This is a genomic window from Microbacterium memoriense, from assembly GCF_025398275.1.
Classification (GTDB): domain Bacteria; phylum Actinomycetota; class Actinomycetes; order Actinomycetales; family Microbacteriaceae; genus Microbacterium; species Microbacterium memoriense.
The window spans coordinates 65,122-91,391 of record NZ_JAODOR010000001.1 but is presented as its reverse complement, the minus strand read 5'-3'; the positions used below and the strand labels follow the sequence as shown (position 1 = coordinate 91,391).

The 26,270-nt window shown below is 67.5% G+C and carries 24 protein-coding genes; 3 read left to right on the top strand and 21 right to left on the bottom strand.

All coding sequences use genetic code 11. The annotated features are described in order from the left end of the window. Nucleotides 1–24: 24 nt before the first annotated feature. Nucleotides 25–1,266: a restriction endonuclease subunit S gene (locus tag N4R40_RS00450; protein ID WP_261605397.1), complete on the bottom strand. Its 1,242-nt coding sequence runs from the start codon at nt 1,264–1,266 to the stop codon at nt 25–27. Beyond that, nucleotides 1,263–3,224, bottom strand: coding sequence for a type I restriction-modification system subunit M (locus N4R40_RS00445; protein ID WP_261605396.1), 1,962 nt, complete (start codon nt 3,222–3,224; stop codon nt 1,263–1,265). The genes N4R40_RS00450 and N4R40_RS00445 overlap by 4 nt, the downstream gene beginning before the upstream one ends. Nucleotides 3,225–3,375: 151 nt before the next feature. Between N4R40_RS00445 and N4R40_RS00440 the strand changes: the two genes are divergently transcribed. Continuing rightward, nucleotides 3,376–4,794, top strand: coding sequence for an HNH endonuclease signature motif containing protein (locus tag N4R40_RS00440; protein WP_261605395.1), 1,419 nt, complete (start codon nt 3,376–3,378; stop codon nt 4,792–4,794). Between the two features lie 91 nt (nt 4,795–4,885). Here the strand turns inward: N4R40_RS00440 and N4R40_RS00435 are convergent, their stop codons facing one another. The 19 genes from N4R40_RS00435 to N4R40_RS00345 form a co-directional block, all read right to left on the bottom strand. After that, nucleotides 4,886–6,448, bottom strand: a complete 1,563-nt coding sequence (locus N4R40_RS00435; protein WP_261605394.1) for a Rieske 2Fe-2S domain-containing protein — start codon at nt 6,446–6,448, stop codon at nt 4,886–4,888. An 83-nt stretch (nt 6,449–6,531) separates the two neighbouring features. Then, nucleotides 6,532–9,837 carry a DEAD/DEAH box helicase gene (locus N4R40_RS00430; RefSeq protein WP_261605393.1) on the bottom strand — a complete coding sequence of 1,102 codons (3,306 nt, stop codon included), beginning with the start codon at nt 9,835–9,837 and terminating at the stop codon, nt 6,532–6,534. 37 nt (nt 9,838–9,874) lie between these two features. Further along, the gene (nusB, locus tag N4R40_RS00425; RefSeq protein WP_261605392.1) at nt 9,875–10,285 is read right to left on the bottom strand and encodes a transcription antitermination factor NusB; all 411 of its coding nucleotides are present in this window, start codon (nt 10,283–10,285) and stop codon (nt 9,875–9,877) included. Between the two features lies 1 nt (nt 10,286). Then, the gene (efp, locus tag N4R40_RS00420; RefSeq protein WP_261605391.1) at nt 10,287–10,847 is read right to left on the bottom strand and encodes an elongation factor P; all 561 of its coding nucleotides are present in this window, start codon (nt 10,845–10,847) and stop codon (nt 10,287–10,289) included. A gap of 114 nt (nt 10,848–10,961) precedes the next feature. Further along, complete coding sequence (locus N4R40_RS00415; RefSeq protein ID WP_261605390.1) at nt 10,962–11,420, bottom strand: type II 3-dehydroquinate dehydratase; 459 nt, start codon at nt 11,418–11,420, stop codon at nt 10,962–10,964. A 1-nt stretch (nt 11,421) separates the two neighbouring features. After that, nucleotides 11,422–11,961: a GNAT family N-acetyltransferase gene (locus tag N4R40_RS00410; protein ID WP_261605389.1), complete on the bottom strand. Its 540-nt coding sequence runs from the start codon at nt 11,959–11,961 to the stop codon at nt 11,422–11,424. Next, nucleotides 11,958–13,040: a 3-dehydroquinate synthase gene (gene aroB, locus N4R40_RS00405; protein WP_261605388.1), complete on the bottom strand. Its 1,083-nt coding sequence runs from the start codon at nt 13,038–13,040 to the stop codon at nt 11,958–11,960. The genes N4R40_RS00410 and aroB overlap by 4 nt, the downstream gene beginning before the upstream one ends. Then, the gene (locus tag N4R40_RS00400) at nt 13,037–13,576 is read right to left on the bottom strand and encodes a shikimate kinase (protein WP_261605387.1); all 540 of its coding nucleotides are present in this window, start codon (nt 13,574–13,576) and stop codon (nt 13,037–13,039) included. Before N4R40_RS00400 ends, aroB begins: the two co-directional genes overlap by 4 nt. Beyond that, entirely contained in the window at nt 13,573–14,784 is a 1,212-nt protein-coding gene (aroC, locus tag N4R40_RS00395) for a chorismate synthase (RefSeq protein WP_261605386.1), read from the bottom strand. Before aroC ends, N4R40_RS00400 begins: the two co-directional genes overlap by 4 nt. Nucleotides 14,785–14,788: 4 nt before the next feature. Then, on the bottom strand, nt 14,789–15,643 hold the full coding sequence (locus tag N4R40_RS00390; RefSeq protein ID WP_261605385.1) for a shikimate dehydrogenase family protein: 855 nt from the start codon (nt 15,641–15,643) through the stop codon (nt 14,789–14,791). Then, complete coding sequence (gene mltG, locus N4R40_RS00385; RefSeq protein ID WP_261605384.1) at nt 15,636–17,048, bottom strand: endolytic transglycosylase MltG; 1,413 nt, start codon at nt 17,046–17,048, stop codon at nt 15,636–15,638. Before mltG ends, N4R40_RS00390 begins: the two co-directional genes overlap by 8 nt. Beyond that, a complete protein-coding gene (gene ruvX, locus N4R40_RS00380; protein WP_261605383.1) occupies nt 17,048–17,521 on the bottom strand; it encodes a Holliday junction resolvase RuvX in 474 nt (157 codons plus the stop codon). The genes mltG and ruvX overlap by 1 nt, the downstream gene beginning before the upstream one ends. Further along, nucleotides 17,518–20,184, bottom strand: a complete 2,667-nt coding sequence (gene alaS, locus N4R40_RS00375) for an alanine--tRNA ligase (RefSeq protein ID WP_261605382.1) — start codon at nt 20,182–20,184, stop codon at nt 17,518–17,520. Before alaS ends, ruvX begins: the two co-directional genes overlap by 4 nt. A 60-nt stretch (nt 20,185–20,244) precedes the next feature. After that, a complete protein-coding gene (locus tag N4R40_RS00370; RefSeq protein WP_261605381.1) occupies nt 20,245–20,562 on the bottom strand; it encodes an ATPase in 318 nt (105 codons plus the stop codon). 76 nt (nt 20,563–20,638) lie between these two features. Then, nucleotides 20,639–21,268: a 30S ribosomal protein S4 gene (gene rpsD, locus N4R40_RS00365; protein ID WP_261605380.1), complete on the bottom strand. Its 630-nt coding sequence runs from the start codon at nt 21,266–21,268 to the stop codon at nt 20,639–20,641. Between the two features lie 295 nt (nt 21,269–21,563). Beyond that, nucleotides 21,564–21,932: a hypothetical protein gene (locus tag N4R40_RS00360; RefSeq protein WP_261605379.1), complete on the bottom strand. Its 369-nt coding sequence runs from the start codon at nt 21,930–21,932 to the stop codon at nt 21,564–21,566. Beyond that, nucleotides 21,923–22,222 (bottom strand): hypothetical protein, encoded by a 300-nt coding sequence (locus tag N4R40_RS00355; RefSeq protein ID WP_261605378.1) that lies wholly within the window; start codon nt 22,220–22,222, stop codon nt 21,923–21,925. The genes N4R40_RS00360 and N4R40_RS00355 overlap by 10 nt, the downstream gene beginning before the upstream one ends. Then, a complete protein-coding gene (locus N4R40_RS00350; protein WP_261605377.1) occupies nt 22,219–22,758 on the bottom strand; it encodes a PadR family transcriptional regulator in 540 nt (179 codons plus the stop codon). Before N4R40_RS00350 ends, N4R40_RS00355 begins: the two co-directional genes overlap by 4 nt. 44 nt (nt 22,759–22,802) lie before the next feature. Further along, complete coding sequence (locus N4R40_RS00345) at nt 22,803–24,095, bottom strand: replication-associated recombination protein A (protein WP_407665802.1); 1,293 nt, start codon at nt 24,093–24,095, stop codon at nt 22,803–22,805. A gap of 168 nt (nt 24,096–24,263) precedes the next feature. On the opposite strand from N4R40_RS00345, the gene N4R40_RS00340 reads away from it, so the two are divergent. Continuing rightward, on the top strand, nt 24,264–24,539 hold the full coding sequence (locus N4R40_RS00340; protein WP_261605375.1) for a dioxygenase: 276 nt from the start codon (nt 24,264–24,266) through the stop codon (nt 24,537–24,539). 71 nt (nt 24,540–24,610) lie between these two features. Then, entirely contained in the window at nt 24,611–26,212 is a 1,602-nt protein-coding gene (locus N4R40_RS00335) for a DUF349 domain-containing protein (RefSeq protein ID WP_261605374.1), read from the top strand. The last annotated feature ends 58 nt before the right edge of the window (nt 26,213–26,270 follow it).

Genomic DNA, 26,270 nt, shown 5'->3' with positions numbered 1-26,270 from the left:
GTGCGACCTACGGAGCGGACGTGGTCAGCGGAATTCGTCGATGGCGGTCTGGACGCTGACACTTCCCGGTGGTTGAGTAGCGCGCGCAGCGCGCGTACCGAAACCGCTCACGTCGATCTGGCCGGTGACGGCGGCGGTGATGAGCGCTGCGCGACGCTCCTTGGCCAGGGTGATTGCGGCGTCGATGTCAGCGATCGCTGCCTGAACTGCCGTCGACTTATTCGACCACGCAGAGAAGCGCGCAGCTTGTTCTGAGACCGAGACGAGCGGAATGCGAAGATTGCCGAGCGACTCCACATTGAAATGCGCCTGAATCGCCCCGACGCTCCCGTGTTTGATCTTTGACTGGATTTCTCGCGAGTTGATTAGGGCGGCGAGGTAGTCACCGCGCAATGACTCACGGGGTTTGACTATGAGGAGGTCAATCGCATTCCATCCATTGCATTCAACGGGCACAACTGCCGCCGCTCCAGCCTGCCCCGTGCGTACGACGACGACATCGCCCGTCGTCAACTCTGACTTCGAGTTTGCCGCATGTCCAGACTGCGAAATCTTCACTACACCTGCGGTGGAGACGCGTTCAGGCGACACATTCAGGCCACGCAGCGTCGGCACGCCTTCGTCGGTGTAGTAGCGGGACGGCTCGACGACGATACCCACAGTGACGCGCGCGAAGTATTTGAGCGGTGCGAACGATTCAGTTGATTCAGAACCAAGGAGGATCGCCGACCGAATTGACTCGTTCTCTTCAATGCTCAGGTCTCGAAGCTGAAGAAGGTCGGCGATGAAGGCGTCGATCTCGGCGGTCTCGTGGTCGAGGTAGTCCGCGATCTGCCGCTGGCCGGGGAGCGGGGCAAGCGGCAGATCAAATCCTGTCAGCATGGGCCGCCTTAGCGAATCGACTGTGGACTTCGCAGTTTCACCACGAAGTGAGTCGAAGAACAGTGCGGTCATCGCGTAGTAGAGGAATCGGGCAGTGACGAGAGCAGTGGGCTCGATCACGTAGACACGTTGGTGAACGGCGAATCGTCCGCGAGCGTGGTGAAAGATCTTGCCCACGTTCCCGTCGCCCGCCGTGAGGATCGCCTCAGTGTCGTGGGTGTGCATGCCTAGTCGCAAGACATCGGGAGAGCGGACGTAGAAGGGATACTCGCCATCCGAGTCTGAGTCTTGAACATCTGCCGACCCGGTCGAAATGCGAGCGACTTGACCCATCTGGGCCCATCGCCATCCTGGCGGGAGCGATATCTCCAAGAAGCTGCTCATGCCTTGACCGCTTCCAGCCGCGCGCGGATGCGCCCGAGCACCTCGTCGAGATCGCGGTCAATTTCCTCGAGCGGACGCGGTGGGACGTATTCGTAGAAGTGGCGCGTGAAGGGGATCTCGGCGCCCTCCTTCGTCTTCGACTCGTCGATCCAGGCATCCGGGACGAAGGGCTTCACCTCGCGCTCGAGGTACTCGTGGATGTCTTCGTCCCACGGCACGTTCTCGGTGTCGCGGCGGGACGCATCCGATACCGGCTTGCCCGCGACCGTCACGAGTTCACCCTCGTCGTCGGGCTCGCCGAGTTCGGAGATGAGGGTCTTGAGCTGGGTCGCGGTGAGCGTGATGTCGGCTACCGTCAGGAGCTCGGTGAGGGCGCTCGTGAAGGCGGCTCGCGTGGTCTCGGTACGCTCGCTGCGCGAGCTACTCGACCACCGGTGAAGGGAGTCGCGAAGGGACGCGTCCCACTTCGCAAGCGCGCGCGAGGCGAGCGCCTTCTCGACGCGCTCGGGGGTTAGCGCGTAGTTCAGGCGCAGGGGGCGCTCGACGGTGATCGTGCGGTAGAAGAAGTCGGTCGTGCGGAAGATCTTCGAGTGCTTCGACTCCTCGAAACCGGTGAACAGACGCGTGATCTCGGTGATGTGCTCAGGCGACAGCATCCGTCGTTTGGAACCGATCGACTTGCGCATCTTGTCGTACATGCCGGTCGCATCGATGAGTTGCACGAGGCCACGCCGATGCGCGGGCTTGTCCTTGTTGAGCACCCACACGTAGGTCGCGATGCCGGTGTTGTAGAACATGTCGGTCGGTAGCCCCACGATGGCCTCGAGGTAGTCCGACTCGAGAATCCACTTGCGGATGTTCGACTCGCCCGAGCCGGCACCGCCGGTGAACAGCGGCGAGCCGTTCAGCACGATGGCCCCTCGGCCTGCGACCGCATTCGCATCGCCCGGCTTCGGCTCGCGCAGCTTCGAGACGAGGTGCATGAGGAAGAGCAGCGACCCGTCGCTCACGCGCGGGAGTCCGGGGCCGAACCGGCCCGCGAACCCCGCGACGGTGTGCTCGGTGTCGATCTGTGTGCGGAACTGCTTCCAGTCCACCCCGAACGGCGGGTTCGACAGGCCGTAGTGGAATGTGCGCCCTTCAAACGCCGGATCGGTGAGGGTGTTGCCGAGCACGATGTTCTCGATCGGCTGGCCCTTCACGACCATGTCGGCCTTGCAGATCGCGTACGAAGCCGGGTTGATCTCCTGGCCCAGCAGATTCACCTGCGCCTTGGCATTGTGCGCGTGGATGCGGTCGGCCGCGACCGACAGCATCCCTCCTGTGCCGGCGGTTGGGTCGTACACCTCGCGCACGATGCCCGGCGTCATGAGGCTCTCGTCGCTGTCGACGAGGAGCGACACCATGAGCTCGATCACCTCGCGCGGGGTGAAGTGCTCACCGGCAGTCTCATTGCTCGCTTCGGCGAACTTGCGGATGAGCTCTTCGAAGATGTGACCCATCTGCTCGTTGCTCACGACATCGGGATGCAGGTTCGCCTTCGCGAAGTGCTGCAGCACCTGCAGGAGCAGATCGTTCGCACCCAGGTCGATGATCGCGTCGTCGAACTTGTACCGCTCGAAGATGTCGCGCACGTTCGGCGAGAACGCCCGCACATAGTCGCGCAGATTCTTCTCGAGGTTATCGGGGTCGCCTTGCAGCGACTTCAGATCGTGCTGCGAGCGGTTCCAGAAAGAGTACGAGTGCGCCGCCTTCGCGCGCAGCATCGCCTGCGGCGGCTCATCGTCGGGCCCGTACCCCTCGGATGCCGCGAGCACCGCCTTCTTCGTCGGCGCGAGCACGGCATCGAGGCGAGCAAGCACGGTGAACGGCAGGATCACGTCTCCGTACTGGTGCTGCTTGTACGTACCGCGGAGGATGTCGGCGGCATTCCAGATGAACGTGGCGTGATTGAGCACAGAGGGCCTTCGGAGAGAGCGCGGCAGAGACTGATCTCACTCTATGTGAGAGGGTCCGACACAGATGAGAAGACTCTCATTCTTGGGTGGCTTTTTCCATGCTTGATCTGTGCTTTTCCGGCTCTCAATGTCGGACCCCCCGAGGATGATCATGGGTATGGACCTCCTCGCACAGCCCCTCTCAGACCTGCAGTCGCAGGTCGCGGCGCTGGTGGCGGAGTGCGCGTCGGCGCGGTCCTTGCAGCGGGCCACGGAGCATGAGCTCGCGGCGCAGCTCGGGGCGATCGCGACGGTCCACCGGCTCGTCGAGGCGATGCTGATCGACGCGACGGGCGAGGTCATGCGCAGGTCTGAGACCGGTGACCGCGACGCGCGGATGACGTCGCACCTCGGCTGCCGCGACGTCACCGACCTGGTCGAGCAGATCACCCGCGTGAGCGCGCAGACCGCGGCTCGCCTGCAGCGGGCGGCGCGGGCGACGCGCCCGGCGATCTCCGACATCTCCGGCGAACTCCTCGAGGCGCCGTTCCCGTCGGTGCGCGACGCGATGGTAGACGGGGTTATCGGTGTCGACGGCATTCTGTCGATCACCGATCCCCTGCAGCAGACCGCACCGCGGGTCACGCACGACGCGCGCCGGCAGGCGGCCGACGTCGTGGTCGCCGAAGCGCGCGGCGAAGGTCCCGATGGGGCTCCGCCCGCCTGCGCCGCATTGCTCAAGATCCACGCGCAGACCTGGTCGATCGCGCTCGATCAAGATGGCGCAGAGCCGCGCGAGCGGGCAGCGATCCGGAAGCGGGCTCTGGTGCTCGGCGTCGCGACGCCGACGGGCGTCCCGATCCGAGGGATGCTGCTACCCGAAGTCGCCGCGCAGTTGCAGACAATCTTCGACGCACAGCTGTCGCCGAAAGTGAGCTTCGACGACCCGGCCGCGGCAGACGCGAACGGTGAACTACTCCCCCTCGCCGGGGCCGACGATCGCACGCGCGCCCAGAAGCAGCACGACGCATTCGCCGCCGCGCTCGGGGTCGCGGCATCCAGCGGGCTGTTGCCGACCCTCGGCGGGTACGCGCCGACGCTCGTGGTGTCGGTGACAGCGGAAGACCTCGCCGCAGACACCGGGTACGCGCACGCGCAGGGATGCGCAGAGCCGATTTCGATCACCGTCGCCCGGCACATTGCCTGCGCGGGCCGGATCCAGCGCATCACGACGCGGAAGAACGGCAAGATCGTCGACATCGGAACGGAGGAACGCGTCTTCAACCGCCATCAGCGCCGCGCGATCGCTCTTCGTGACGGCGGATGCATCATCCCCGGATGCGGAACGCCCGCCGCGTGGTGCGAAATCCACCACGTCACCGAGTATGCGCAGGGCGGCAAAACCCACACCGACAACGGGGTTCTCTTGTGCTGGTTCCACCATCGGTTCCTCGACCGGATCGGGTGGCAGATCCGGATGAACGTCGGGGTTCCCGAGGTCAAACCGCCCCCGTGGCTCGGAACCGACCATCGCTGGCGCGTCGTCACCACCTCACCGATCCGGCTGAAGCGGCGGCTGCAGCGCACGTGAGTCGGCGCGGGGTGATCTCGGTACACCGCGGCTGCGCCGCGGCACTCGATCACCGGAGACAGGGATGGGCCGCGGTGTGCCGAGCGAGAGATCAGGACGTCGGGGCAGACGCCGTCTCGATGATGCGCGATGCGCGGATCGGGTGTCCCTGCGTCGACAGGCACTTGCCCGTCTCGAGGTCCCACTTCCAGTCGTGCAGGGAGCAGGTGAGCACACCGTCTTCGATCTTCGCCGTCTTGGTGAGGTCGGCGCGCAGGTGCGGGCACCGTCGCTGCACGGTCCACTCGCCGATCTCGGCATCCTCGGTCTGGTCGGACTGCTCGGCATACCAGTTCTCGACATACTCGATGCGGTCACGGGAGAGGCACTTGAGGAACGTCGTCAGGAACTCGTTGAACTTGCCCGAACGCCCCACCTCGAACTGCATCGAGAGGAAGATCGAGTTGGACCAATCGATCTCGTGGTCGACGATGTTGGTCGAGACGAGGTCCGCCGGAATCGTGTACCAGTAGATGCACTCCTCCCCCGCATATTCGCGGACCTTGGCCTTGGGGAAGTCGACGACCATGTCAAGCTCACCGATGCGGAAGCGGACATTGCCTCCCACACCCATGCGGATCGTGCGAGCGCGGCGCAGGAGCGGCTCCCACCACTCCTTGAGCGCCGCGAGCATCTCCTCCGGCGGCAGGATCGGCGCGCGTGACGCGACCTCTGCCGCGATCTCGCCCTGGCGGGCGTCGCGCTGCTGCGCGAGATAGTTCCACTTGTCGTGGAAGACGCGCTCGATCTCGGCATCCGTGTACAGCGTCTGGCTGATCTCGGCCGTGCTGCCGGCGAGATCGACCTGGGTGCCCGGCACGAACAGGTGACCCTGCTGGGCGGGACGAAGCTCAGCCATGTGCGCGAGGAACTGCGCCTGATCGGTGAAGATCGAGTCGTTCTCCTCGCCCCAGCCGTTGTAGCGGAAGAGATCTTCGCGCAGGAACATCGGTGGGCCCGCCATCGGGAAGACGTGGGGCGCATCGACCTTCTCGATGTAGTACATCGCCCGCTTGTTCTGCGCGTCGCGCTTGAGCTGCGCGAAATTCTGCTTCGCGTCCTGCGGCAAGTCGTAGGCCATCGGCCACCAGATCGCGCCCGACGTCTGGGTGAAGTAGGCATCCGGGGTCCCGAAGCTCAGGAGCGCGTCGAGATCGAGAGGGTGCGAATCGTTCTGGTTCAGGATGCTGGCGGTGCCGTCGCCGACCGACAGCGACGAGTCTCCGATCGGTCCGTCGCTCGGGGCTCGGAGCGGCGTGATCATGATCTTCAGATCGCCGTACTGCAGCGGCACACCGGCCTGCGTGTAGGCGATGTTCTCGTAGCCGAGGGCGCGCAGATCGCTCTCGAGATCATCCGTCGGATAGTCCGGCAGGAGCACCGGAATGTCACGGCGCACGAACCGCTGGAGCAGCGCCGGGTCGAAGTGATCGCGGTGCCGGTGCGAGATGTAGAGGAAGTCCGCGGCTCCGAAGCGTTCCCAGTCGAGCCCTCGGTTGTCGGGGAACGGGAACCACGATCCGAAGAAGCTCGGGCCGAGGACGGGGTCGCAGAGGATGCTGCCGCCGGTCGTCTCGATGAACATGCCGGCGTGGCCGAGTCCTGTGATGCGCATGGAAAACCTCCTGGTCGAGCGACACCGAGTCTACGCGGCGAGGCCGACGGCATCCGGCAGACGGGCCGTGCAAAGACCGGACGTCACGCGTCGAAAAGACCGCGGATGTCCTCTGCCGTGAGCGATCGCGCCAGCAGATCGTCATCGCCCATGACCGACTGGAACAGGCGCGCTTTGCGTTGCTGCAGCGCCAGCACCTTCTCCTCGATCGTGCCGCTCGCAATCAGGCGATAGACGTTGACCGGCCGGGTCTGGCCGATTCGGTGCGCCCGGTCGACGGCCTGCGCTTCGGCGGCCGGATTCCACCACGGGTCGAGGAGAAACACGTAGTCGGCTTCTGTGAGGGTGAGCCCGAATCCACCGGCCTTGAGACTGATGAGGAACACCGGTGCATCGCCCGCCCGGAAAGCATCGACGACGGCGGCGCGGCGACGCGTCGATCCGTCGAGGTACTCGTACCGGATGCCGTGGGCATCCAAGTCCGCCCGGACAAGATCGAGGTACGACGTGAACTGGCTGAACACGAGTGCCCGGTGCCCCTCGGCGAGGAGCTCGTCGAGGAGCTCCCTGAGCGCGTCGAGTTTGCTGGAGCGGATTCCCGCATCCCCCGCGTCGACGAGTGCCGGCGCGAGCGCCAGCCGGCGCAGCAACGTCAGCGAACGGAAAACGGTGAACCGGTGACGATCGAGGTCGGCGAGCAGCCCCAACACCTTTCGCCGTTCGCGCTGCAGCGCGAGATCGTAGACCGCACGGTGGGCGGGACTCAACTCGACGTGCAGCTCCTGCTCTTGGCGCGCGGGCAGTTCGGGTGCGACGAGATCCTTGGTGCGTCGCAACAGGAACGGGCGGAGCCGGGCACGCAGCCGCCGCAGCCGATCCTCCCGGTAGGGCCCGCCCTCCTGATTCTCGGGCACCTTGCCCTGTTCGATCGGGCGCACGTACTCCTCGCGGAACCGGCGCGCGGAGGGGAACAGACCCGGGCACGCGAGCGCCAGCAGTGCCCAGAGTTCACTGAGCGAGTTCTCCAGCGGCGTCCCGGTCACCACGAGCACCATGTCGGACTGCAATCGCTCCACGGCGCGGTAGAGACGCGTGCGCGGGTTCTTCACGAATTGCGCTTCGTCGAGAATCACCCCGGCCCAGCGGGCGGACGCGTACGCATCCTCGTCAAGGCGAAGGAGCGTGTACGACGTGACGACGATGTCCGCGTCCGCGGCATCCGGCGCCACCCCGCTCTTGGCCATCGTCGACTCGGCGAGGTGCACGCGCAATCCCGGGGCGAACCGGGCGGCTTCCGCCCGCCACGTCGCCAGGACGGACGTCGGGGCCACGACCAGGAACGGCCGGCGCTCGCCGGTCTCGCACGCGTGCAGCATGAGCGCGAGCACCTGCAGCGTCTTGCCGAGCCCCATGTCGTCGGCGAGGACTCCGCCCAGACGGTGGCGCCACCAGAGCGCCAAGCGCTGGAAGCCCTCCAGTTGGTAGGGACGCAACTGCGCGTCGAGGCCCGCGGGCGCGGGAACGGGGTGCGCGTCGGCGCTGCGGAACGCGTCGACGGCCGCGCGCCAGCCGACCGCGGGCAGAGCCTCGTCGGCGAGGTCCTCGAAGTCGTCCCAGAGCGGCAGCTGATACCGGCTGATCTTCGGGCCCGACTCCCACTCGGGAAGCTCGGCCGCCTCGGCGATCAGGTCGCGCAGGCGGTCGAGCGCGGGGTGCGCCACCGAGAAGTAGTGGCCGTCGGAGAGGAGCAGCTTCTTCCGCCCCGTCGCGAGCGCGGAAAACAGCGGGCGGAACGGAATGCGATGACCGTCGATCTCCACGAGCACGCCGAGATCGAACCAATCCGCGTCGTCACTCTCGAGGGTCTTCACCGTGATCCGCGGGTCTCCCGTGAGCTCCCGGAAGACACGCCTGCGTCCGCGCACCTCCACACGCACGCCGTCGATGGCCTCCAGCACGGGCAGGACGTGCTCGGTGAACTCGGCGGCATCCACGTCGGCGAGCGTCGTGCCTGCGACGAAGCCGAGTCCACGATCGGTCCACGCGCGGGCGATCGCGACGCGCAGCTCCGATTCGCCCGCCGATCCGTCGGTCGTGTCGAAGGCCGCGCGGCCGAACCCCGGACGGTGCCACTCGAGCGCGTAGCGCACGGTCGCGGAGGGACCGAAGGTCACCGTCATGACCGCGCTCGTCTGCTCGGGAGCGGGAAGGCTGACGCCCGCGCCGGCGATCACGTCGGATTCTCGCGCGATGCGCGGGTACGCCTCGCGGAGGAACTCCGCCGCGTCGGCGGCCGGCACCTCCACCCGGTCGCGCGCCATCAGGAGAGCATGCTGCGCGTCACCGAGAAGCACCGGCGCGAGCGTCAGGCGGACGCCCGGTTCGCCGGCCTCGAGCGAATAGACGCCGATGTGTCCGACCGGGCGCACCATCCCCGGATCGGGGGTGGCGTCATCGATCGTCACCACCGACGACAGCGTCAACCCGCCGGCAGGCCCTCGGTCGAGGGCCACGGTGACCTCGCCCGCCTCCGCGATCACCACGGTCTGGCTCTTCGCGGCCGGGACGATCGGGATGCCGAGAGCCTCCGCACCGCGCAGATGCGGCCAGAAGAGCGCTGATTCGACGCTATCGAGAGTCAGCCAGGCCGAGTCGTCTCGGGCGGCCCCGCCGAGCAGGCGCGCATCGTGCACGATCCCGTGGAGCTCCGCGAACCACCGCGCCTGAGCGCGAGGATACGGGTGGCTCGATGCCTGATGCGCGCTGCGGCGCACGATGTCCCACGAGACGTCAGCCCGCACCCACGCGCCGGTCCCGGTGCTGCGGGCCAGCGGGCGAAGACTCACCGAGATGTCCTCGGCGCGGCCGCGCGCGAGCGCCTCCTGCAGCGCGCGCGGCGTCGCCGTCTGCACGCGACGCGTTCCCCAATGCGCCGATTCACGCGATTCGCGCAGGCGCACCTCGACGCCGAGCGCCAGGGGCCGCACGAGGCCCGTGGGCACTTCTCGCGCGAGCAGAGACCGCCAGTCGGGAGTCCGCGATGAGTGGGGAGGCATGGCGGGCACGGCACCGGCATCCGTGTGCACACCGGCCCCCGCGCCCGCATTGCTGCGCAACAGAGTCGCCACGGCGTGCTTGCACCGTTCACCCACCGGGCACGAGCACCGCGCGCTCATCACCCGCGGTGCCGCACCGGTCACATCAAGCTGGATCGCGCAGCGGTAGAGCGCAGACCCGCTGCCCGCGATCACCCCGCGAAGCGTTGCGTCCGCGTCATCCCAGGTGATCCGGCGGACCGCCCCGCGCCGCGCGTAATCGAGCCCGCGCTCGTACGGGCCGGGGCCCGCCACACGACGGATCTCGGCGTCGGAAACGAGCGGCGCGGGCACGATGCGTCCCCTCCTCGCTATGTCGGCGAAGGAACGGTCAGTTGGCCCGCGTGATGCGAGCGAGCACACCGTGGATGAACGAGCCGGAGTCGTCGGTCGAGAACTCCTTCGCGAGCTCCACTGCTTCGTCGATCGCGACCGCGGCGGGAACCTCGTCGTTGTGGAGCAGTTCCCACACTGCGATGCGGAGGATCGCGCGGTCGACGGCCGGCATCCGTTCGATCTTCCAGTCGCGTGCGTGCGTGATGATCTGTTCGTCGATGTCGTCGTGGTTGTCGAGCACCCCGTCGACGATCTCGCGAGCATAGAGCCACGACGCTTCGCGCGCCGGCTCACTGGCCGCGCGCTTCGCCTCGACCGCGAGGGTCAGGGCGAGATCGTCGCCGCGGACATCGGACTGATAGAGGATGTCGAGGGCGCGCTTACGCGCCTTGCTGCGGGCGCTCAACTCAGTTGACGCGGCCGAGGTAGTCACCCGTGCGGGTGTCGACCTTGACCTTCGTGCCCTGCTCGACGAAGAGCGGCACCTGGATCTCGTACCCGGTCTCAACCGTGGCGGGCTTCGTGCCCGCCGACGAGCGGTCGCCCTGCAGGCCCGGCTCGGTGTAAGTGATCTCCAGGACGACGGATGCCGGAAGCTCAACGTAGAGCGGGTTGTCGTTGTTCAGCGCGATCTGGACCTGCTGGTTCTCCAGCATGAAGTTCTTCGCGTCGCCGACGGTCGCGGCGCCCACGGTGAGCTGGTCGTAGTTGTCGACGTCCATGAAGACGAAGCTGTCGCCGTCGTTGTAGAGGTAGGTGAAGTCGCGGCGGTCGACGTTCTCGATGTCGATCTTCGCGCCGGCGTTGTACGTACGGTCGACGACCTTGCCACTCATGACGTTCTTGAGCTTGGTGCGCACGAATGCACCGCCCTTGCCGGGCTTGACGTGCTGGAACTCGATCACGTTCCACAGCTGTCCGTCGATCGAGAGGACGACGCCGTTCTTGATGTCTGCGGTGGATGCCATGAGCGAGTTTCCGTTCTGAAGTGTGCGGGGGCGCGACGCCTGCGGAGGTCACGGGCGGGCCGACAGTCGATTCTAAGGGATCTCCGGCGGCGGCACCGGCATCCCGCTGCCGGTTCAGCCGTCAGCGCGGCCCGTGATGACGTCGATCAGCAGGCGTGTGGCACGCGCATAGCCGGCGACGCCTTCACCGATCACGTGCACCGCGGCGACATCGCGGACATAGGAGACGTGCCGGAACTCCTCGCGGGCGTAGACATCGGAGATGTGGACTTCGGCGACGGGCAGCGAGACGCCCGTGAGCGCATCGCGGAGGATGACGGATGTGTGGGTGAGCCCGCTCGGATTGATCACGATGCCGGCACAGTCCTCGCGGGCGGCATGGACGGCGTCGATCAGCACGCCCTCGTGGTTGGACTGGACTGCACGCACCTCGAAGCCGAGAGCGGAAGCGGCATCCACGACGATCCGTTCGACATCAGCGAGGGTCTCGGTGCCATAGATTTCGGGCTCTCGCGTGCCGAGAAGGTTGAGGTTCGGCCCGTTGACGAGGAGCAGGCGACGCGGTGTGGACACGTCAGAACCCTATCGGGCGGCGCATCTCGATCTCCGCTCCGATCGCACTTGTGAACGTGACGCCGGTGGGGAGGAAACCGTTCTTCCGGTAGGCGGCTTGTGCGCGGGCATTGTCCGCGTGGACGTCGAGGAACAGTTCGTTCGCCTCGTGCGCCGTCGCCCATCCGACTGCCGCATCGAACAGTTTCGCCAGGATGCCGGTGCCCCGATGGCGGGGAGCGACGAAGACGCCGACGACGTCGATACGTCGGTCGGCGACGATCCGGTCAAGGTGATCGCGGGCGCCGGCGTCGCGCAGGAGCACGGTGGCCGACGCAACCCACTCCTCGTCCACCTCGGCGACGAACTGCGCGGCCTCATCACTGAGCGCGGCCCCGGCCGTGCGCTCACGCCAGAATGCGTCGTCACGGGCGAGTTCCTCCGCGCGCGACGTGAGGAAGGCGATCGCCGCGTCCGGATCGCTCACCGCCTCGATCCGGAGGTCTCGGACCTCGCGCCACTCGTGGAGCCGGACGCGCCGCACACGGACGTCAGCCGTCACCCGGCGACCTCTTGATAAGCGGCGAAGAGCAACGACTCGTCGGGCGCCTGCAGGACGGTCGGCTTGCCGATGTCGTCGAGCACGATGAAGCGCAGCATGGCACCACGCGTCTTCTTGTCGCGTTGCATCGTGGCGAGCAGCTGCGGGAAAGCACCGGCGCGATACGTGGTCGGCAACCCCAAGAGCTCGAGGATGTCGCGGTGACGCTGGGCGGCGGCATCGGGCAGACGTCCGGCCAATCGCGACAGCTCCGCCGCGAACAGCATGCCGACCGAGACGGCTGCGCCGTGGCGCCATCGGTAGCGCTCGGCGTGCTCGATCGCGTGGCCGAGCGTATGGCCGTAGTTGAGGACTTCGCGCAATCCCGCTTCGCGCAGGTCCTCGCCCACGACGCGGGCTTTCATCTCGATCGCCAACTCGATGCACCGACGGAACGCGTCGCTCCGCGGATCGACGGCCGCCACCGGGTCGGCCTCGATGAGATCCAGGATCTCGGGGTACCAGATGAAGCCGGCCTTGACCACCTCGGCGAAGCCCGCGACACGCTCGTTGTCGCTCAGCGTGTCCAGGAGATCGAGGTCGCAGATCACGGCGCGCGGGGGCCAGAAGGCGCCGACGAGATTCTTTCCCTCGGCCGTGTTGATCCCCGTCTTGCCGCCGACAGCCGCATCGACCATCCCGAGGACCGTGGTCGGCACCTGCACGAGCTGGACGCCGCGCAGCCACGTCGCCGCGACGAACCCGGCGAGGTCTGTCACGGCGCCTCCACCGAAGCCGATCACGGCGTCGGTGCGGGTGAAGTCGGCTTGGCCGAGCACTTGCCAGCAGAATGCGGCCACTTCGACCCGCTTGCCCTGTTCGGCATCGGGAACCTCGGCCAGCAGCACTTGTCGTTCGCCGGAAGCCTGCAGGCTTTCGCGGAGCCGACCGGCCGCGTCGGTCAAGGTCGGCGGGTGGACGATGAGCACTTTCCGAACGCCGGGTGCGAGGGCGTCGGCGACGCCCTCGACGATGCCGCGACCGATCAGGATGTCGTATTCGCTGTCACCGGCGACGTGGATCGTGGTGGTGTCTGTCATGCGTCTTCCTCCGTAGTCAGGTGGGGCACGGCGGCATCGCCGCCAGCCCACGCGACGATCTTCGCGACGATGTCGGCGAGCGGACCGCTCGACGTGTCGAATGTGACGTCGGCGACGGCGTCATAGATCGGCTGGCGTTCTTCGAGAATGCGCGTCCAACGGGCGATGGGGTCTTTGCCGGCCACGAGCGGGCGGGCATCACCGGCGATCCGGGCCGCGACGACGCGGGGCTCCACCGTCAGTTGCACGACGCGATGCCGGGCGAGGTCGGCGCGAGTCTGCTCATCGAGCACGGCGCCACCGCCGAGAGCGACGACCCCGCCGCCCGCGAGTGCTTCGCGTACCGCGGTTCGCTCGAGCTCACGGAAGTGCGCTTCGCCTCCGTGTGCGAACAGCTCCGCGATCGAACCGTGATCGCGCACGACGATCTTGTCGGAGTCAGCGAACGGTACCCCGAGCGCCCGGGCCACGCGGCGCCCGATGCTCGTCTTGCCCGCGCCCATCGGCCCGATCAAGACGATCGCGGACTCGGTCATCCGAGCGAGTCGTCGCTGTCGGCGGCGCTCTGGAGCCCCTCCGGAATCGCGGCGAGGTAGGACTGCAGGTTGCGACGGGTCTCGGCAACCGAATCGCCGCCGAACTTCTCCAACACGGCTTCGGCCAAGACGACCGCGACCATCGCTTCGGCGACGACGCCGGCCGCGGGCACCGCGCAGACGTCGGAGCGCTGGTGGTGCGCCGTGGCAGCTTCGCCCGTGGCCACATCGATCGTGCGCAGCGCGTGCGGCACGGTCGCGATCGGCTTCATGCCCGCTCGCACCCGCAACACGGTGCCGGTGGACATGCCACCTTCCGTGCCGCCGGCCTTGTCGGAGGCACGAGTGATGCCGCCGTCCGCGCCGAACAGTTCATCGTGCGCGGCCGATCCGCGGCGGCGGGTCGTCTCGAACCCGTCACCGATCTCGACGCCCTTGATCGCCTGGATGCTCATGATCGCTTGCGCGAGTCGGCTGTCGAGCCTCCGGTCCCACTGCACGTGCGAACCGAGGCCCGGCGGGAGGCCATAAGCGAGCACCTCGACGATTCCGCCGAGTGTGTCGCCGTCGCGGCGAGCCGCGTCGACTTCCTCGACCATCGCGGCAGACGTGGCCGCGTCGAAGCAGCGCAACGGATCGGCGTCGAGCAGGTCGACGTCGGCGGGTGTCGGCAGCGCCGTCCCGGCGGGCACCTGAACCGGACCGATCGACAGCGTGTGGCTGACAAGCCCGATGCCGAGCTCGCCGAGGAATGCGCGTGCGACGGCGCCCAATGCGACCCGGGCGGCCGTCTCCCGCGCGCTCGCGCGCTCGAGAATCGGTCGCGCTTCGTCGAAGCCGTACTTCTGCATGCCCACGAGGTCGGCATGACCGGGCCGCGGCCTGGTCAGCGGAGCGCCACGGCCCCGCGAACGATCCGTCAGCTCGACGGGCTCGGCGCTCATCACTTCGACCCACTTCGGCCACTCGGTGTTGCCGATGCGCAGGGCGATCGGGCTGCCCATGCTGAGCCCGTGGCGCACGCCCGAGGAGATCGTGAGGGCGTCTTCTTCGAACTTCATGCGGGAGCCCCGGCCGTAGCCGAGTTTGCGGCGGGCGAGGTCGGCTTGGATCGCCGCACGGGAAATCGGGACGCCGGCCGGCAGTCCCTCCATGAGGGCGACGAGTTCTGGGCCGTGCGATTCGCCGGCCGTGAGCACGCGGAGCATCCGTCTAGTCTCCCATGAGCGCGCGGCGCATGACGGCCACAACCGACGGTTCGTCCGGGAGGGGCTCGTCCGGGTTGCCGGTCGCGAAGATGCGAATCTGCAGCACCGCCTGGTGGAGCAACATGCCGAGACCGTTGATCGCGGTGTGCCCCACCCGTTCCCACGCCGCCGCGAGGGCGGTCGGCCAGTGGCCGTAGACGACGTCGTAAAGCAGTCCACCCGAGGCGGCGAAAGCGTGCGCGTGCTCGTCCGGCAGAGCGGCTCCGCCCGGCAGGGTCGAGATCGTCACCGGCACGGATGCCGGGGCCCCGCCATCCGCCGACCACATCGACACGGCCACACCGACGCGCTCCCCCACCGCGCTCAGGGCTGCGACGGCCTCGGGCCGGCGTGCCACGACCTCGACCCGCTCCACTCCGAGGTCGCTGAGCGCGACCAGCGCGGATGTCGCGGTCGCGCCGGCGCCGATGATGCGGGCATGCTCAACGCCGTCCACCCCGTGAGCGCGCAGGTCGGCCACGAGCCCGCCGACATCGGTGTTGAATCCGCGCGGGCCCGACGAGGTCAGCAGCAGCGTGTTGACCGCGCCGGTCACCTCGGCCGTGCGGTCCTTCGTGGTGGCCGCCGCGAACGCCGCCGCCTTCAGCGGAAACGTCAGTGACAGCCCGCGCAGGCCCGAGGCATGCTCGGTGAGCTCGGCCGTAAAGCCCGCCTCATCCACGCGGCGGCGCCCGTACGACCAGGCCCAGCCGAGCGCGGTGTAGGCGGCGGTGTGCACACGCGGCGACAAGCTGTGGTCGATCGGATCGCCCCAGACCTCGAGCGACGCGCGCGCGGGGATCGCGAGGCGGTCAGGCACAATACGGCTTGTTCGCTTCGACGCGGCACCACTCCTGCATCTGGGCGACCGCCGCGAGGTGCTGCTCGTACGTGTCCGAGAACAGCGTCTCGCCCGTCTGCAGGTTCACCGCGACGAAGTACAGCCACGTGCCGTCGGCCGGCGAGATCGCGGCTTCGATCGCGTCCTCCCCCGGATTGGAGATCGGTCCCGGGGGGAGCCCCTCGTGCACGTACGTGTTGTAGAGGTTCGATTCGTCGGCGCGCTCTTCGTCGGTCGTCCACACGGTGCCTTCGATCCCGGCGCCGTAGGCGACCGTCGCATCGGACTGCAGCAGCATCCCGTCGTCGACGCGATTGAGGAACACGCGTGCGATCTTGTGCATGTCCTCGACCGACGGACCCGACTCTTTCTGTACGAGCCCGGCCAGAGTGAGCACCGAGAAGCGGTCACTTTCCGCGACGCCGAGAGCATCGAGCCGGGCGAAGGTCTCGTCGACGAGTCGCTGCAGCACCTGATCGGCCGTCACCCCAGGATCGAACGTGTACGTCGCCGGAAAAAGGTACCCCTCGATACTCGGCGCTTCGGCCGGCACCCCAAACCGCGTGTAGTCGGCGGCGGCGGCTTCGAGTTCTTCCACCGTCACGTCGGTGCTCGCGGCGATGGCTTCGTAGGCGCGCTCGGCGGTCATTCCCTCGGTGACAACAACCTGATTCGCCAGCTTGGATGCGGGGTCTAGCAGCGCGGCCAGCGCGGCTTCCGACGTCATCTTCTGCTGGATGCTGTAGGCACCCGGGAGGAATGTCGGATTCTGCGCCGTGTCGATGAGGTAGTCGTAGAACGCGGTCGGGGTCTTGGTGACTCCCGCTTCGTAGAGCGACTGCGAGATCGAGGAGCCGTTATCGCCCTCGATGATCGTGACGACGACTTCGCCTTCCGCGATCCCTGCTTCGTAGTCCTGCGGTTCTTCCCAGCCCATGAACGCGCGGATCTTGTCTTCGTACGTGTTCCAGACGGCGAATCCGCCGGCGGTCAGGCCGCCCAGAATTGCGAGGATGACGCCGAAGATCACCCACCCGGCGATGCGGCTCTTACGCCGGTCGCGGCGCTGCCGGGCAACGCGCTCGCGTTCGTGTTCGTCGTCGACGAAAAGCGCCGCAAGTGGAGCATCATCACGAGCGGCTGCCACGGTCGACGGGGCCGCTGCGCTGGGCGGGCTCGCTGCGGCCTCCGTGCCCGAGGTGCCCTCCGCGTCGTCCGTGTCTTCCGTGAACGACTGCGGTGCGTCCGGCGCGCTGTGCGCCGCGGCGCGGGCTTCGCGCCGACTGACAGGCGCGGCTGTGGCGTCGGCCCCCCGCTGGTTCGGGTCGGGGAGTTTGCGGAACAGATCCGCGAACTGATCGTCGTTCGGCGGGGATTCGGGCATCAGGCGGACTCCTGCGTATCGGGGAGCAACTCTCCGGTCGGGGTACCGGTGCTCTTCTCGACGTCGATCGCCTGCTGGAGCAGGACGACCGCGGCGACCTGGTCGACAATGCTACGAGACGAACGCTGGGAGCGCCCAGAAGATCGCAAAGCGGCGTGCGCGGACACCGTGCTCAGTCGTTCGTCGACCAGGCGCACCGGCCGGCCGGCCACCTGCTGTATCTCGCGGCCGAAGTCGCGCGCATCCGCCGTCGATGCCGTCTCGTGTCCCGAGAGCCCGATCGGCAATCCGACGAGAATCTCGAGTGCGTCGTACTCGCTCGCGAGCGCGGCAATGCGCGCCGACGCCGCATCCGTCCGCGGAACCGTCTCGACCGGAACGGCCAGCATGCCGTCCGGGTCGCACCGGGCGACTCCGACGCGTGCCTTGCCGACATCCACGCCCAGTCGCACTCCGCGACGGAATCCGCTCACGCGGCCGACGCCTCGAGGCTCCGGACGATCGCGGCAAAGGCATCCGGCAGAGCCGCTGCATCCGCGCCACCGCCCTGGGCGACGTCATCACGGCCGCCCCCACCACCGCCGAGAACGGAGGCCGCGGTCTTCGCGAGCACCCCGGCCTTCGCTCCCGCAGCGCGGGCGGCGTCGTTGGTCGCGACGATCACGACCGGACGGTCGCCGACGATTGCGCCGAGCGCGACGACACCCGCCTGGGCACCGAGGCGGTCCCGCGCCTGCAAAGCGACCGTCCGCACGTCATCCGCCGAAGCGGCGGCGCCGATCGACTGCGCGATGACACGGAACGCACCGACGGGCTGCGCTGCCTCGACGAGCTGCGGAAGCCGATCGCCGAGCGCTTTCGCCTCGAACTGCGCGATCTTCTTCTCCGCCGCTTTCAGGCTCGCGGTCAGCTCGGCGATGCGTGTGGCCAACTGGTCTTTGGGAGTCTTCAGCGTGCTGGTCAGCTGCGAGACCAGGGCGCGCTCGGCAGCCAGCTCGCGGAACGCGTCGAGTCCGACGAGCGCCTCCACGCGACGGTTCGATGCCCCGACGGATGCCTCCCCCACGAGGCTGATCAGACTGATCTCTGCACTGGAGGCCACGTGCGTTCCGCCGCAGAGTTCGCGCGACCACGGGCCGCCGATATCGACCATGCGCACGGTCTCGCCGTATTTCTCGCCGAACAGAGCCATCGCGCCGAGGTTCTTCGCCTCGTCGAGCGAGAGAACCCGCGTGGTGACCTGGAGGTTGTCGCGCACGGCGTTGTTGGCGATCTCTTCGATCTCGGTCTTGGTCGCGTCGGACAGCGCCTGACCCCACGAGAAATCGAAGCGCAGGTAGCCGGCGCGGTTGAGCGATCCGGCCTGCGTGGCGGACGTGCCGAGCGTGTCGCGCAGGGCCGCGTGGATGAGGTGCGTCGCGGAGTGCGCCTGCTGCGCCGCGCGTCGGTTGACGGCATCCACGACACTCGTCGCCGGCTGATCGACGCCGACTTCACCCGAGACCACCTCGACGGTGTGGCTGATGAGGCCGGCCACGGGCTTCTGGACATCGAGCACGTCGAGTTCGAACCCGGGGCCGACGATGACGCCGCGGTCGGCGACCTGGCCGCCGGATTCGGCGTAGAGCGCCGTCTCCGCGAGGATCACTTCGGCGATCTGGCCCTGGACAGCGCGCTGCACGGGCTGTCCGTCTACCAGCAGCCCGAGGATCGTCGATGCGGTCTCGAGTTCGGTGAATCCCGTGAAGACGGTCTCGCCGGGAGCCCGGAACGCGCGATAGACACTCGTGTCGGCCAACTGGCGCTTGCGGGAGCGTGCGTCCGCCTTGGCGCGCGTCCGCTGCTCGTGCATGAGCGCGTCGAAGGCGGCCCGGTCGACCGAAAGTCCGGCCTCCTCGGCGATCTCGAGCGTCAGATCGATCGGGAACCCGTAGGTGTCGTGCAGGAGGAAGGCCTGGGATCCCGATAGTTGACCGCCGCCGGACGTCTTCGTCTCGGTCAGTGACTCGTCGAGAAGTTCCGAACCGGCCGCGAGTGTCCGCAGGAACGTCGCTTCTTCCGCGAGCGCGTATTGCTCGAACCGCGGGTAGTCCGCCTCAACGATCGGGTAGGCCTCCTTCATCGCGTCGCGCGATGCCGCGAACAGCACGCCGAACGTCGGGCCGTCCACGCCCAGCAGACGCATCGCCCGGATCGCGCGGCGCATGAGGCGCCGGAGGATGTAGCCACGTCCCTCGTTGGAGGGGGTCACTCCGTCGGAAAGCAACATCAGGGAGGAGCGGATGTGGTCGGCGATCACGCGGAAGCGCACGTCGTCGTCATGGACGGCACCATAGGTCTTGCCGGAGAGAGCGACGGCAGCATCCAGCACGGGACGCACCTGATCGGTCTCGTACATGTTGTCGACGCCCTGCTTGATGAACGCAATGCGCTCCAGGCCCATGCCGGTGTCGATGTTCTTCGCGGGAAGCTCGCCGACGACGTCGAAGTCGTACTTCGAGCGGACGTTCGTGATCTGGTACTGCATGAACACGAGGTTCCAGATCTCGACGTAGCGGTCGTCGTCGGTCGCAGGTCCCCCGTCGATGCCGTACGCGGGACCGCGGTCGAAGAAGATCTCGGAGCAGGGGCCCGCGGGTCCGGGCAACCCGGTCGACCAGTAGTTCGTGTCTTTGCCGAGTCGCTGGATGCGCTCTTCGGGAAGATCCGTCAGCTGCAACCAGAGGTCGTGCGCCTCATCGTCTTCTTCGTAGACCGTGACCCAGAGATCCTTCGGGTCGAACCCGAGACCACCCGCGTCTTCGGCGCCGGTGAGGAACTCCCACGCGAATCCGATCGCGCCTTCCTTGAAGTAGTCACCGAAGGACCAGTTCCCGAGCATCTGGAAGAACGTGCCGTGGCGGGGGGTCTTTCCGACCTCTTCGATATCGAGCGTGCGGATGCACTTCTGGTTGTCGGCCGCGCGACGATACGGCGCGGGCACGTCACCACTCAGATACGGGATGAAGGGGACCATCCCGGCCACCGTGAACAACAGCGCGGGGTCATCGGTGACGAGCGAGGCGGACGGCACGATCGTATGCCCGTTCTTCTCGAAGTAGGTGAGGTAGCGCTGGGCGATTTCGGCGGTCTTCATGTGGTCCTCGGGCGTCGTACGGCACCGGTCCCCCCTGTGGGGCGGTCCAGGTGAGCGTGATCAGTCGGTGAGTTTGGCTGCAGCGTCGCGAACGGCATCGGCGGCCGACTCGACGCCGTCGACGACAGCATCCTTCGCGTCCGCGGTGGCGCTCTTGGCGGCGTCGATCGCTCCGGCGGCGACATCCTTCACGTCGGCGACAAGGCCGTCGATCTTGGCCTCCTGTGCGCGATACGCGTCGCCGATGCGATCCGTGAACTCGCTGATGCGAGAGTCGACGTCGGCGAGTACTTCGTGGCCGCGAGGGTCTTTATTGACCAGATGGGCGGCGACGAAGCCACCGGCGATGCCCAGCACGAACCACGCGAATTTCTGCATGGTGTCCATGCTATGCGGAAACGCCGAAGGGCGCCGGGATGAACCGGCGCCCTTCGGGCAGTGCGATGACAAAGCGTCAGCGCGCTGCGTAGTACTCCACGACGAGCTGCACGTCGCAGGTCACGGGGACCTCGGCGCGCTTCGGGCGACGCTCGAGGCGTGCCTGCAGCTTGTCGAGCTCGACCGAGATGTACGAGGGAACCGGGGGCAGGACCTCGGCGTGACCGCCGGCGGCTGCGACCTGGAACGGCTCGGTGCCTTCACTCTTGGCCTTGACGTGGATGAGCTGACCCGGCTTCACGCGGAACGACGGGCGGTCGACGAGCTGGCCGTCGACGAGGATGTGACGGTGCACGACGAGCTGGCGGGCCTGCGCGGTCGTGCGGGCGAAGCCAGCACGCAGCACGAGGGCGTCCAGACGCATTTCGAGCAGCTCGACCAGGTTCTCACCGGTCAGGCCGTCCTTGCGACGTGCCTCGTTGAAGGTGTTGCGCATCTGCTTCTCGCGGATGCCGTACTGCTCGCGAAGACGCTGCTTCTCACGCAGACGGACGGCGAAGTCGCTATCCTGCTTGCGCTTCGAGCGGCCGTGCTCACCGGGAGCGTACGGGCGCTTCTCGAGGTACTTGGCTGCCTTGGGTGTCAGCGCGATGCCGAGGGCTCGCGACAGACGCACCTTGCGGCGGTCCTGGGACTTCGTAGCCACGAAGTATTCCTTCCTTCACGCGGCCGTGACTGTCACGGCCTGCGGACGTATCTCCCGCTCCTCGCCCTACTCGAAACTGCACGCCGGGGCACGCCGAGAGGTCTGTGTCAGAAGAGGGGGATGCCCGAAAACTTGGTTTCGAGCCGTTCTAGCGTATCAGAGCGCAGTCAGCGCCCGCTGTCTCCCCCGCGGATCGCCGCGGGCAGTTCATCCGCGTCGGCCCAGAACACATCGAAGGGATCGGTGGCCTCACTCATCCTGCGATCCTCTCACCGGCACGGGCGCGAAACCGGGGTCAGCTCAGCGCGAGCGCCAGGGTTGCTATCGCCAGCACGACACACGCACTCGCCATCGTCCAGCGTTCCGCGCGCGAACGCGAGGCGAGATTCATCACGATGCCCAGGCAGAAGTAGCCGAAAAGCACCCACGAGACAATCCTCGCGAGACCACCGGGCGCAGAGCCCGCACGGTCGATGAGCACCCACGCGAAACCGGCGTACAGGAGTACTGATGCGGCGCTGGCCGCACGCAGCCGCGCCGGCAAGACCCGATGCGCCCCACCCCAGACGAGCTTTCCGAACGGGGCACCGCACGCCACGGCGACCTGGAGGAACGCGAGCGCCGCGAGGATCGTCAGCGCAACCGCCAGGGCGGTCAGCTCCATAAGAACACCGCGACGAGAAAGACCAGGTAGACGACGCCACCGCCGAGCGCCAGCGCCTGAGAGACCCCCGACCATCGACCGCGAGCGGCGGCGACAGCGAAAGCGCCGCCCAGGAGCGCCCACACCAGTTGATGACCCGTGTCGAGGACGACGCGGCGCAACCCGGTGGCATCCGGAACGTCCACGCCGTCACCGACCGTGGCGAACAGGATCGCGACGGCGCTTGCACCGAGCGCGGCCACGAGGTACCAGAGCCGGCGCCTGCGGGGCACGGACGTGTCCGCGGTCATGAGTACGCCTCCTCGAGTTCGACCAGCCAGGCACGCAAGGTGTCGTGTGCGCGCAGCCCGTAGTCGAGTGTCGCTCGTTGCGGCTCGAACAGCCGCCGCGCCGCCGCATCCAGATCCGCGGCCTGGATGTCGACGGTGCGCGCGACGCTCAGCAAGGTCTCGTGCGACGCTTCCACTTCGGCGCGAATCCTGGTGAGCACGTCGCGCTGCTCGTCGGAATTCTCGAGTCGACCGAGCAGGAAGACCTTCGCGAGAGCTGTGGTCTCGGCGTCCGACCCGCTCGGCGTCGGCGCATGCATCCATTCGCGCCACGCGATCCGGCCCGCGTCGGTGATCCGGTAGAGCTTCCGTCCCCGCGCACTACCGGGTTCCGCGTGGATGCTCGCGTCACCCGCCTCGACGATGCGCCGGAGAGCCCTTTCGATGCTTCCCGAACTCGCGCTGTAGAAGTGCGACAAGCCCGCGCTGAAACGCTTCTGCACGTCGTAGAGCGACAGGGGCCCCGACAGCAGGAGTCCGAGGATGACAGGATGCATAATCGGACTATATCCCTCAGGGGGATATCAGCGCGACCCCACCGTCACTCCCCCAAGATCTTGCGGATCTTTTCCACCCTCGCCGAGATGTCCCGCTCGACTCCGCGTCCGGTCGGTTCGTAGTACCGGCGGCCCCGGAGCTCGTCAGGCAGATACTGCTGGGTCGCGACACCGACGTCCAGGTCGTGGGGATAGATGTAGCCCTTGCCGTGTCCCAACCGTTTCGCGCCGGGGTAGTGCGCATCGCGCAGATGCGGGGGCACCCGCCCGAAGCCACCGGCGCGGACGTCGGCGATCGCGGCGTTGATCGCGGAATACGCCGCGTTGGACTTCGCCGTCGTCGCGAGGTACGCCGTCGCCTCGGCCAGTGGAATGCGCCCCTCGGGCATACCGATGAACGCGACCGCGTCAGCCGCAGCCACAGCGATCTGCAGCGCCTGCGGGTCGGCGAGTCCGATGTCTTCGGAGGCGGAGATCACGAGGCGCCGGGCGATGAAGCGCGGATCTTCGCCCGCCTCGATCATGCGGGCGAGATAGTGCATGGCGGCGTCGACATCGGACCCGCGGATCGATTTGATGAACGCGCTGATGACGTCATAGTGCTCGTCGCCTTGCCGGTCGTACCGCAGGAGCGCACGGTCGACCGCCTGCGCGACGTGCTCGGCCGTGATCGTCGGGGCGGGCCCGTCCTCGTCCTCCCCTTCGCGCGATGAGGGCAGAACCATGGATGCCGCGGCCTCGAGCGACGTCAGCGCACGACGGGCGTCACCCGAGGCGAGTTGGACAAGAGCCGCGCGGGCCTCGGCCGACAAGACGACGCGTCCGTCGAGCCCCCGCGCATCGGTGACGGCGCGGTCGATCAGAATGCCCAAGTCGTCATCGGTCAAGGGCTGGAGAGTCAGAAGAAGAGAGCGGGACAGCAACGGCGAGATGATCGAGAAAGACGGGTTCTCGGTCGTGGCCGCGATCAGGATCACCCACCCGTTCTCGACTCCGGGAAGCAGCGCGTCTTGCTGGGCCTTCGTGAACCGATGGATCTCGTCGAGGAACAGGATCGTCGACGCACCGTAGAGATCACGCTGCGTCATGGCGTCCTGCATGACTTCGCGGACATCCTTGACGCCCGCCGTCACCGCCGACAACTCCACGAAGCGACGCCCGGAGGTCCGGGCGATCGCCTGCGCGAGGGTCGTCTTCCCGGTACCGGGCGGGCCCCAGAGAATGACCGAAACCGCCGTGCGGGCGGCGCCCGCGGGATCCGCGAGGGCAACCAACGGCGACCCGGATCGCAACAAATGGGCTTGGCCCGCGACTTCGCTGAGAGAGACCGGTCTCATCCGCACCGCCAGGGGGGTCTGGCCCTGAAAGAGAGCGGATGTCGATGCCACCCGTCCAGGCTAGTCGCGACCACCGACAGCGAGGCGTTTTGTCGCGCGTGCTCACCGCCACGTAGGCTTCGGTCAGGCGTTGTGCAGCCCCGGATCTCCGGGAACGAGGGAGGTCCCGTGGCGACGGGTGCAGGAAAGAACCAATCGCGTGTCGCGAAGGAGCGGACGCGGCTCTATCAGGCGCGTCAGGAGTTCCATGACGGACTCCTGCGCCGACGACGTCGAGACAACCTCATCGCCGGAGTCGCGGGCGGAGCGATCATCCTCGCCGTCATCGGCGGCCAGATCGCGTACTACACGGTGGGCCCCGGCACACCTGTGCCGGAACCGACCACATCACCGAGCCCCACCGCAACACCCCTCACGACACCCACTGCCACTCCCACCCCCTGAAATCGGCCGCCGTACTAGGCTGTGACCCGACCAAACCCCCATGCGGCGTGCGCCGCGCCGAGGTGCTACCCGTGACTAACGTCCCCACTCCCGAATCCGCTGAGACCGAGCCGGTTGTCGAGGCTCTGCCCGACGAGAGCGCCGATCTCGTCGTCGAGGAGATCTCCGAGTCCGCCGCGCCGGATGCCGAAGCCGTCGCCGAGGACGCCGCTGAGCCGGAAACCGATGCGGTGCCGGCCGCGGCCGACGCCGAGACCCCCGCAGAACCGGATGCCATCGCCGCGCCCGACTCGGCTGTCGATAGCCTGCTTGAGGAAGCCCCGGCCGCGCCGGCACCCGCAGCGTCGCCGAAGCCCCGCGCCGTACCAGGCAAGCCGAAGTCGGCGATCCGACCCATTGCACCTGCCACACCCACCGTGTCGGCCGCGTCCGCAGCCGACGCCCTGTCGGCGGCATCCTTCGGTCGCGTGGAGATCGACGGTACCGTCTCGGTGCGCGACGGCGATGGCTGGCGCGAAGTCGGTCAGTACCCGGACGGCACGCCCGAAGAGGCGCTGGCCTACTTCGTGCGCAAGTTCCTTGATCTCGCCGGTGAGGTGACACTGCTCGAGGCGCGCAATCGTCGCGACGGCGCATCGGCATCCGAACTGCGGGGCACGTTGCAGACCATTCGCGAACGGGTCTCCGGAGCCTCCGCGGTCGGCGATTTCGCCGCACTCGAGACCCGCCTGGCACGCTTGGAGTCCGCGCTGAACAAGGCGTCCGCCGAGCAGAGCAAGGCGCAGCGCGTCGCCGTCGATGCCGCGATCGCGGAGCGCACGGTTCTCGTCGAGCGCATCGAGGCGATCGCTGCCCGCGACCCGAAGTCGATTCAGTGGAAGCAGACCTCCGTCGAGGTCACTGAGCTGTTCGAACAGTGGCAGAAGCACCAAGCCGACGGACCTCGTCTGCCCAAGACCGTCGGCCAGCAGCTCTGGAAGCGATTCCGTGACGCGCGCGCGACGCTCGACAAGCTTCGTCGTGAGTTCTACTCGGGCCTCGACGAGCAGCACAAGTCCGCACGCGACAGCAAGGCGAAACTCGCGGAGCGCGCGGAGGCCCTCATCAGCAAGGGTGAGGACGGCATCGGCGACTACCGGGCTCTCCTGGACCAGTGGAAGAATGCGGGTCGCGCCGGTAAGAAGGCGGACGACGCCCTCTGGGCGCGCTTCAAGGCCGCCGGCGATGCCCTCTACGCCGCCCGCGCGGGTCGCGAAGAGGCCGATGTCGAGGCATCCAAGGAGAAGATCGAAGCCAAGCGGGCGTTGCTCGTCGAAGCGGCTGCCGTCCCGAAGCAGAAGGACACGGCCAAGGCCCGTCAGCTGCTCACCGGCATCCAGCGCCGCTGGGATGAGATCGGTCGCGTCTTCCCGCGCGAGGTCGAACGTGGCCTCGACGATGACCTGCGCAAGATCGAACAGGGCATCAAGCAGCGCGAAGAGACCGACTGGAAGAGCAACAACCCCGAGACGAAGGCGCGTCAGAACGACATGACGCAGAAACTGCGCGATGCCATCGCGGGGCTCGAAGCCGATCTGGACGCCGCGAAAGCCAAGAAGGACAAGGCCGCCATCGCGAAGGCGGCCGAAGCCCTCGATGCACGCAAGGCGTGGCTCAAGGCGCTCGGCGGCTGAGTCCCTCTCCCCCGGTCACGTTCTCGGCGGGTTCTCCACAATCACGGCGAACCGGACG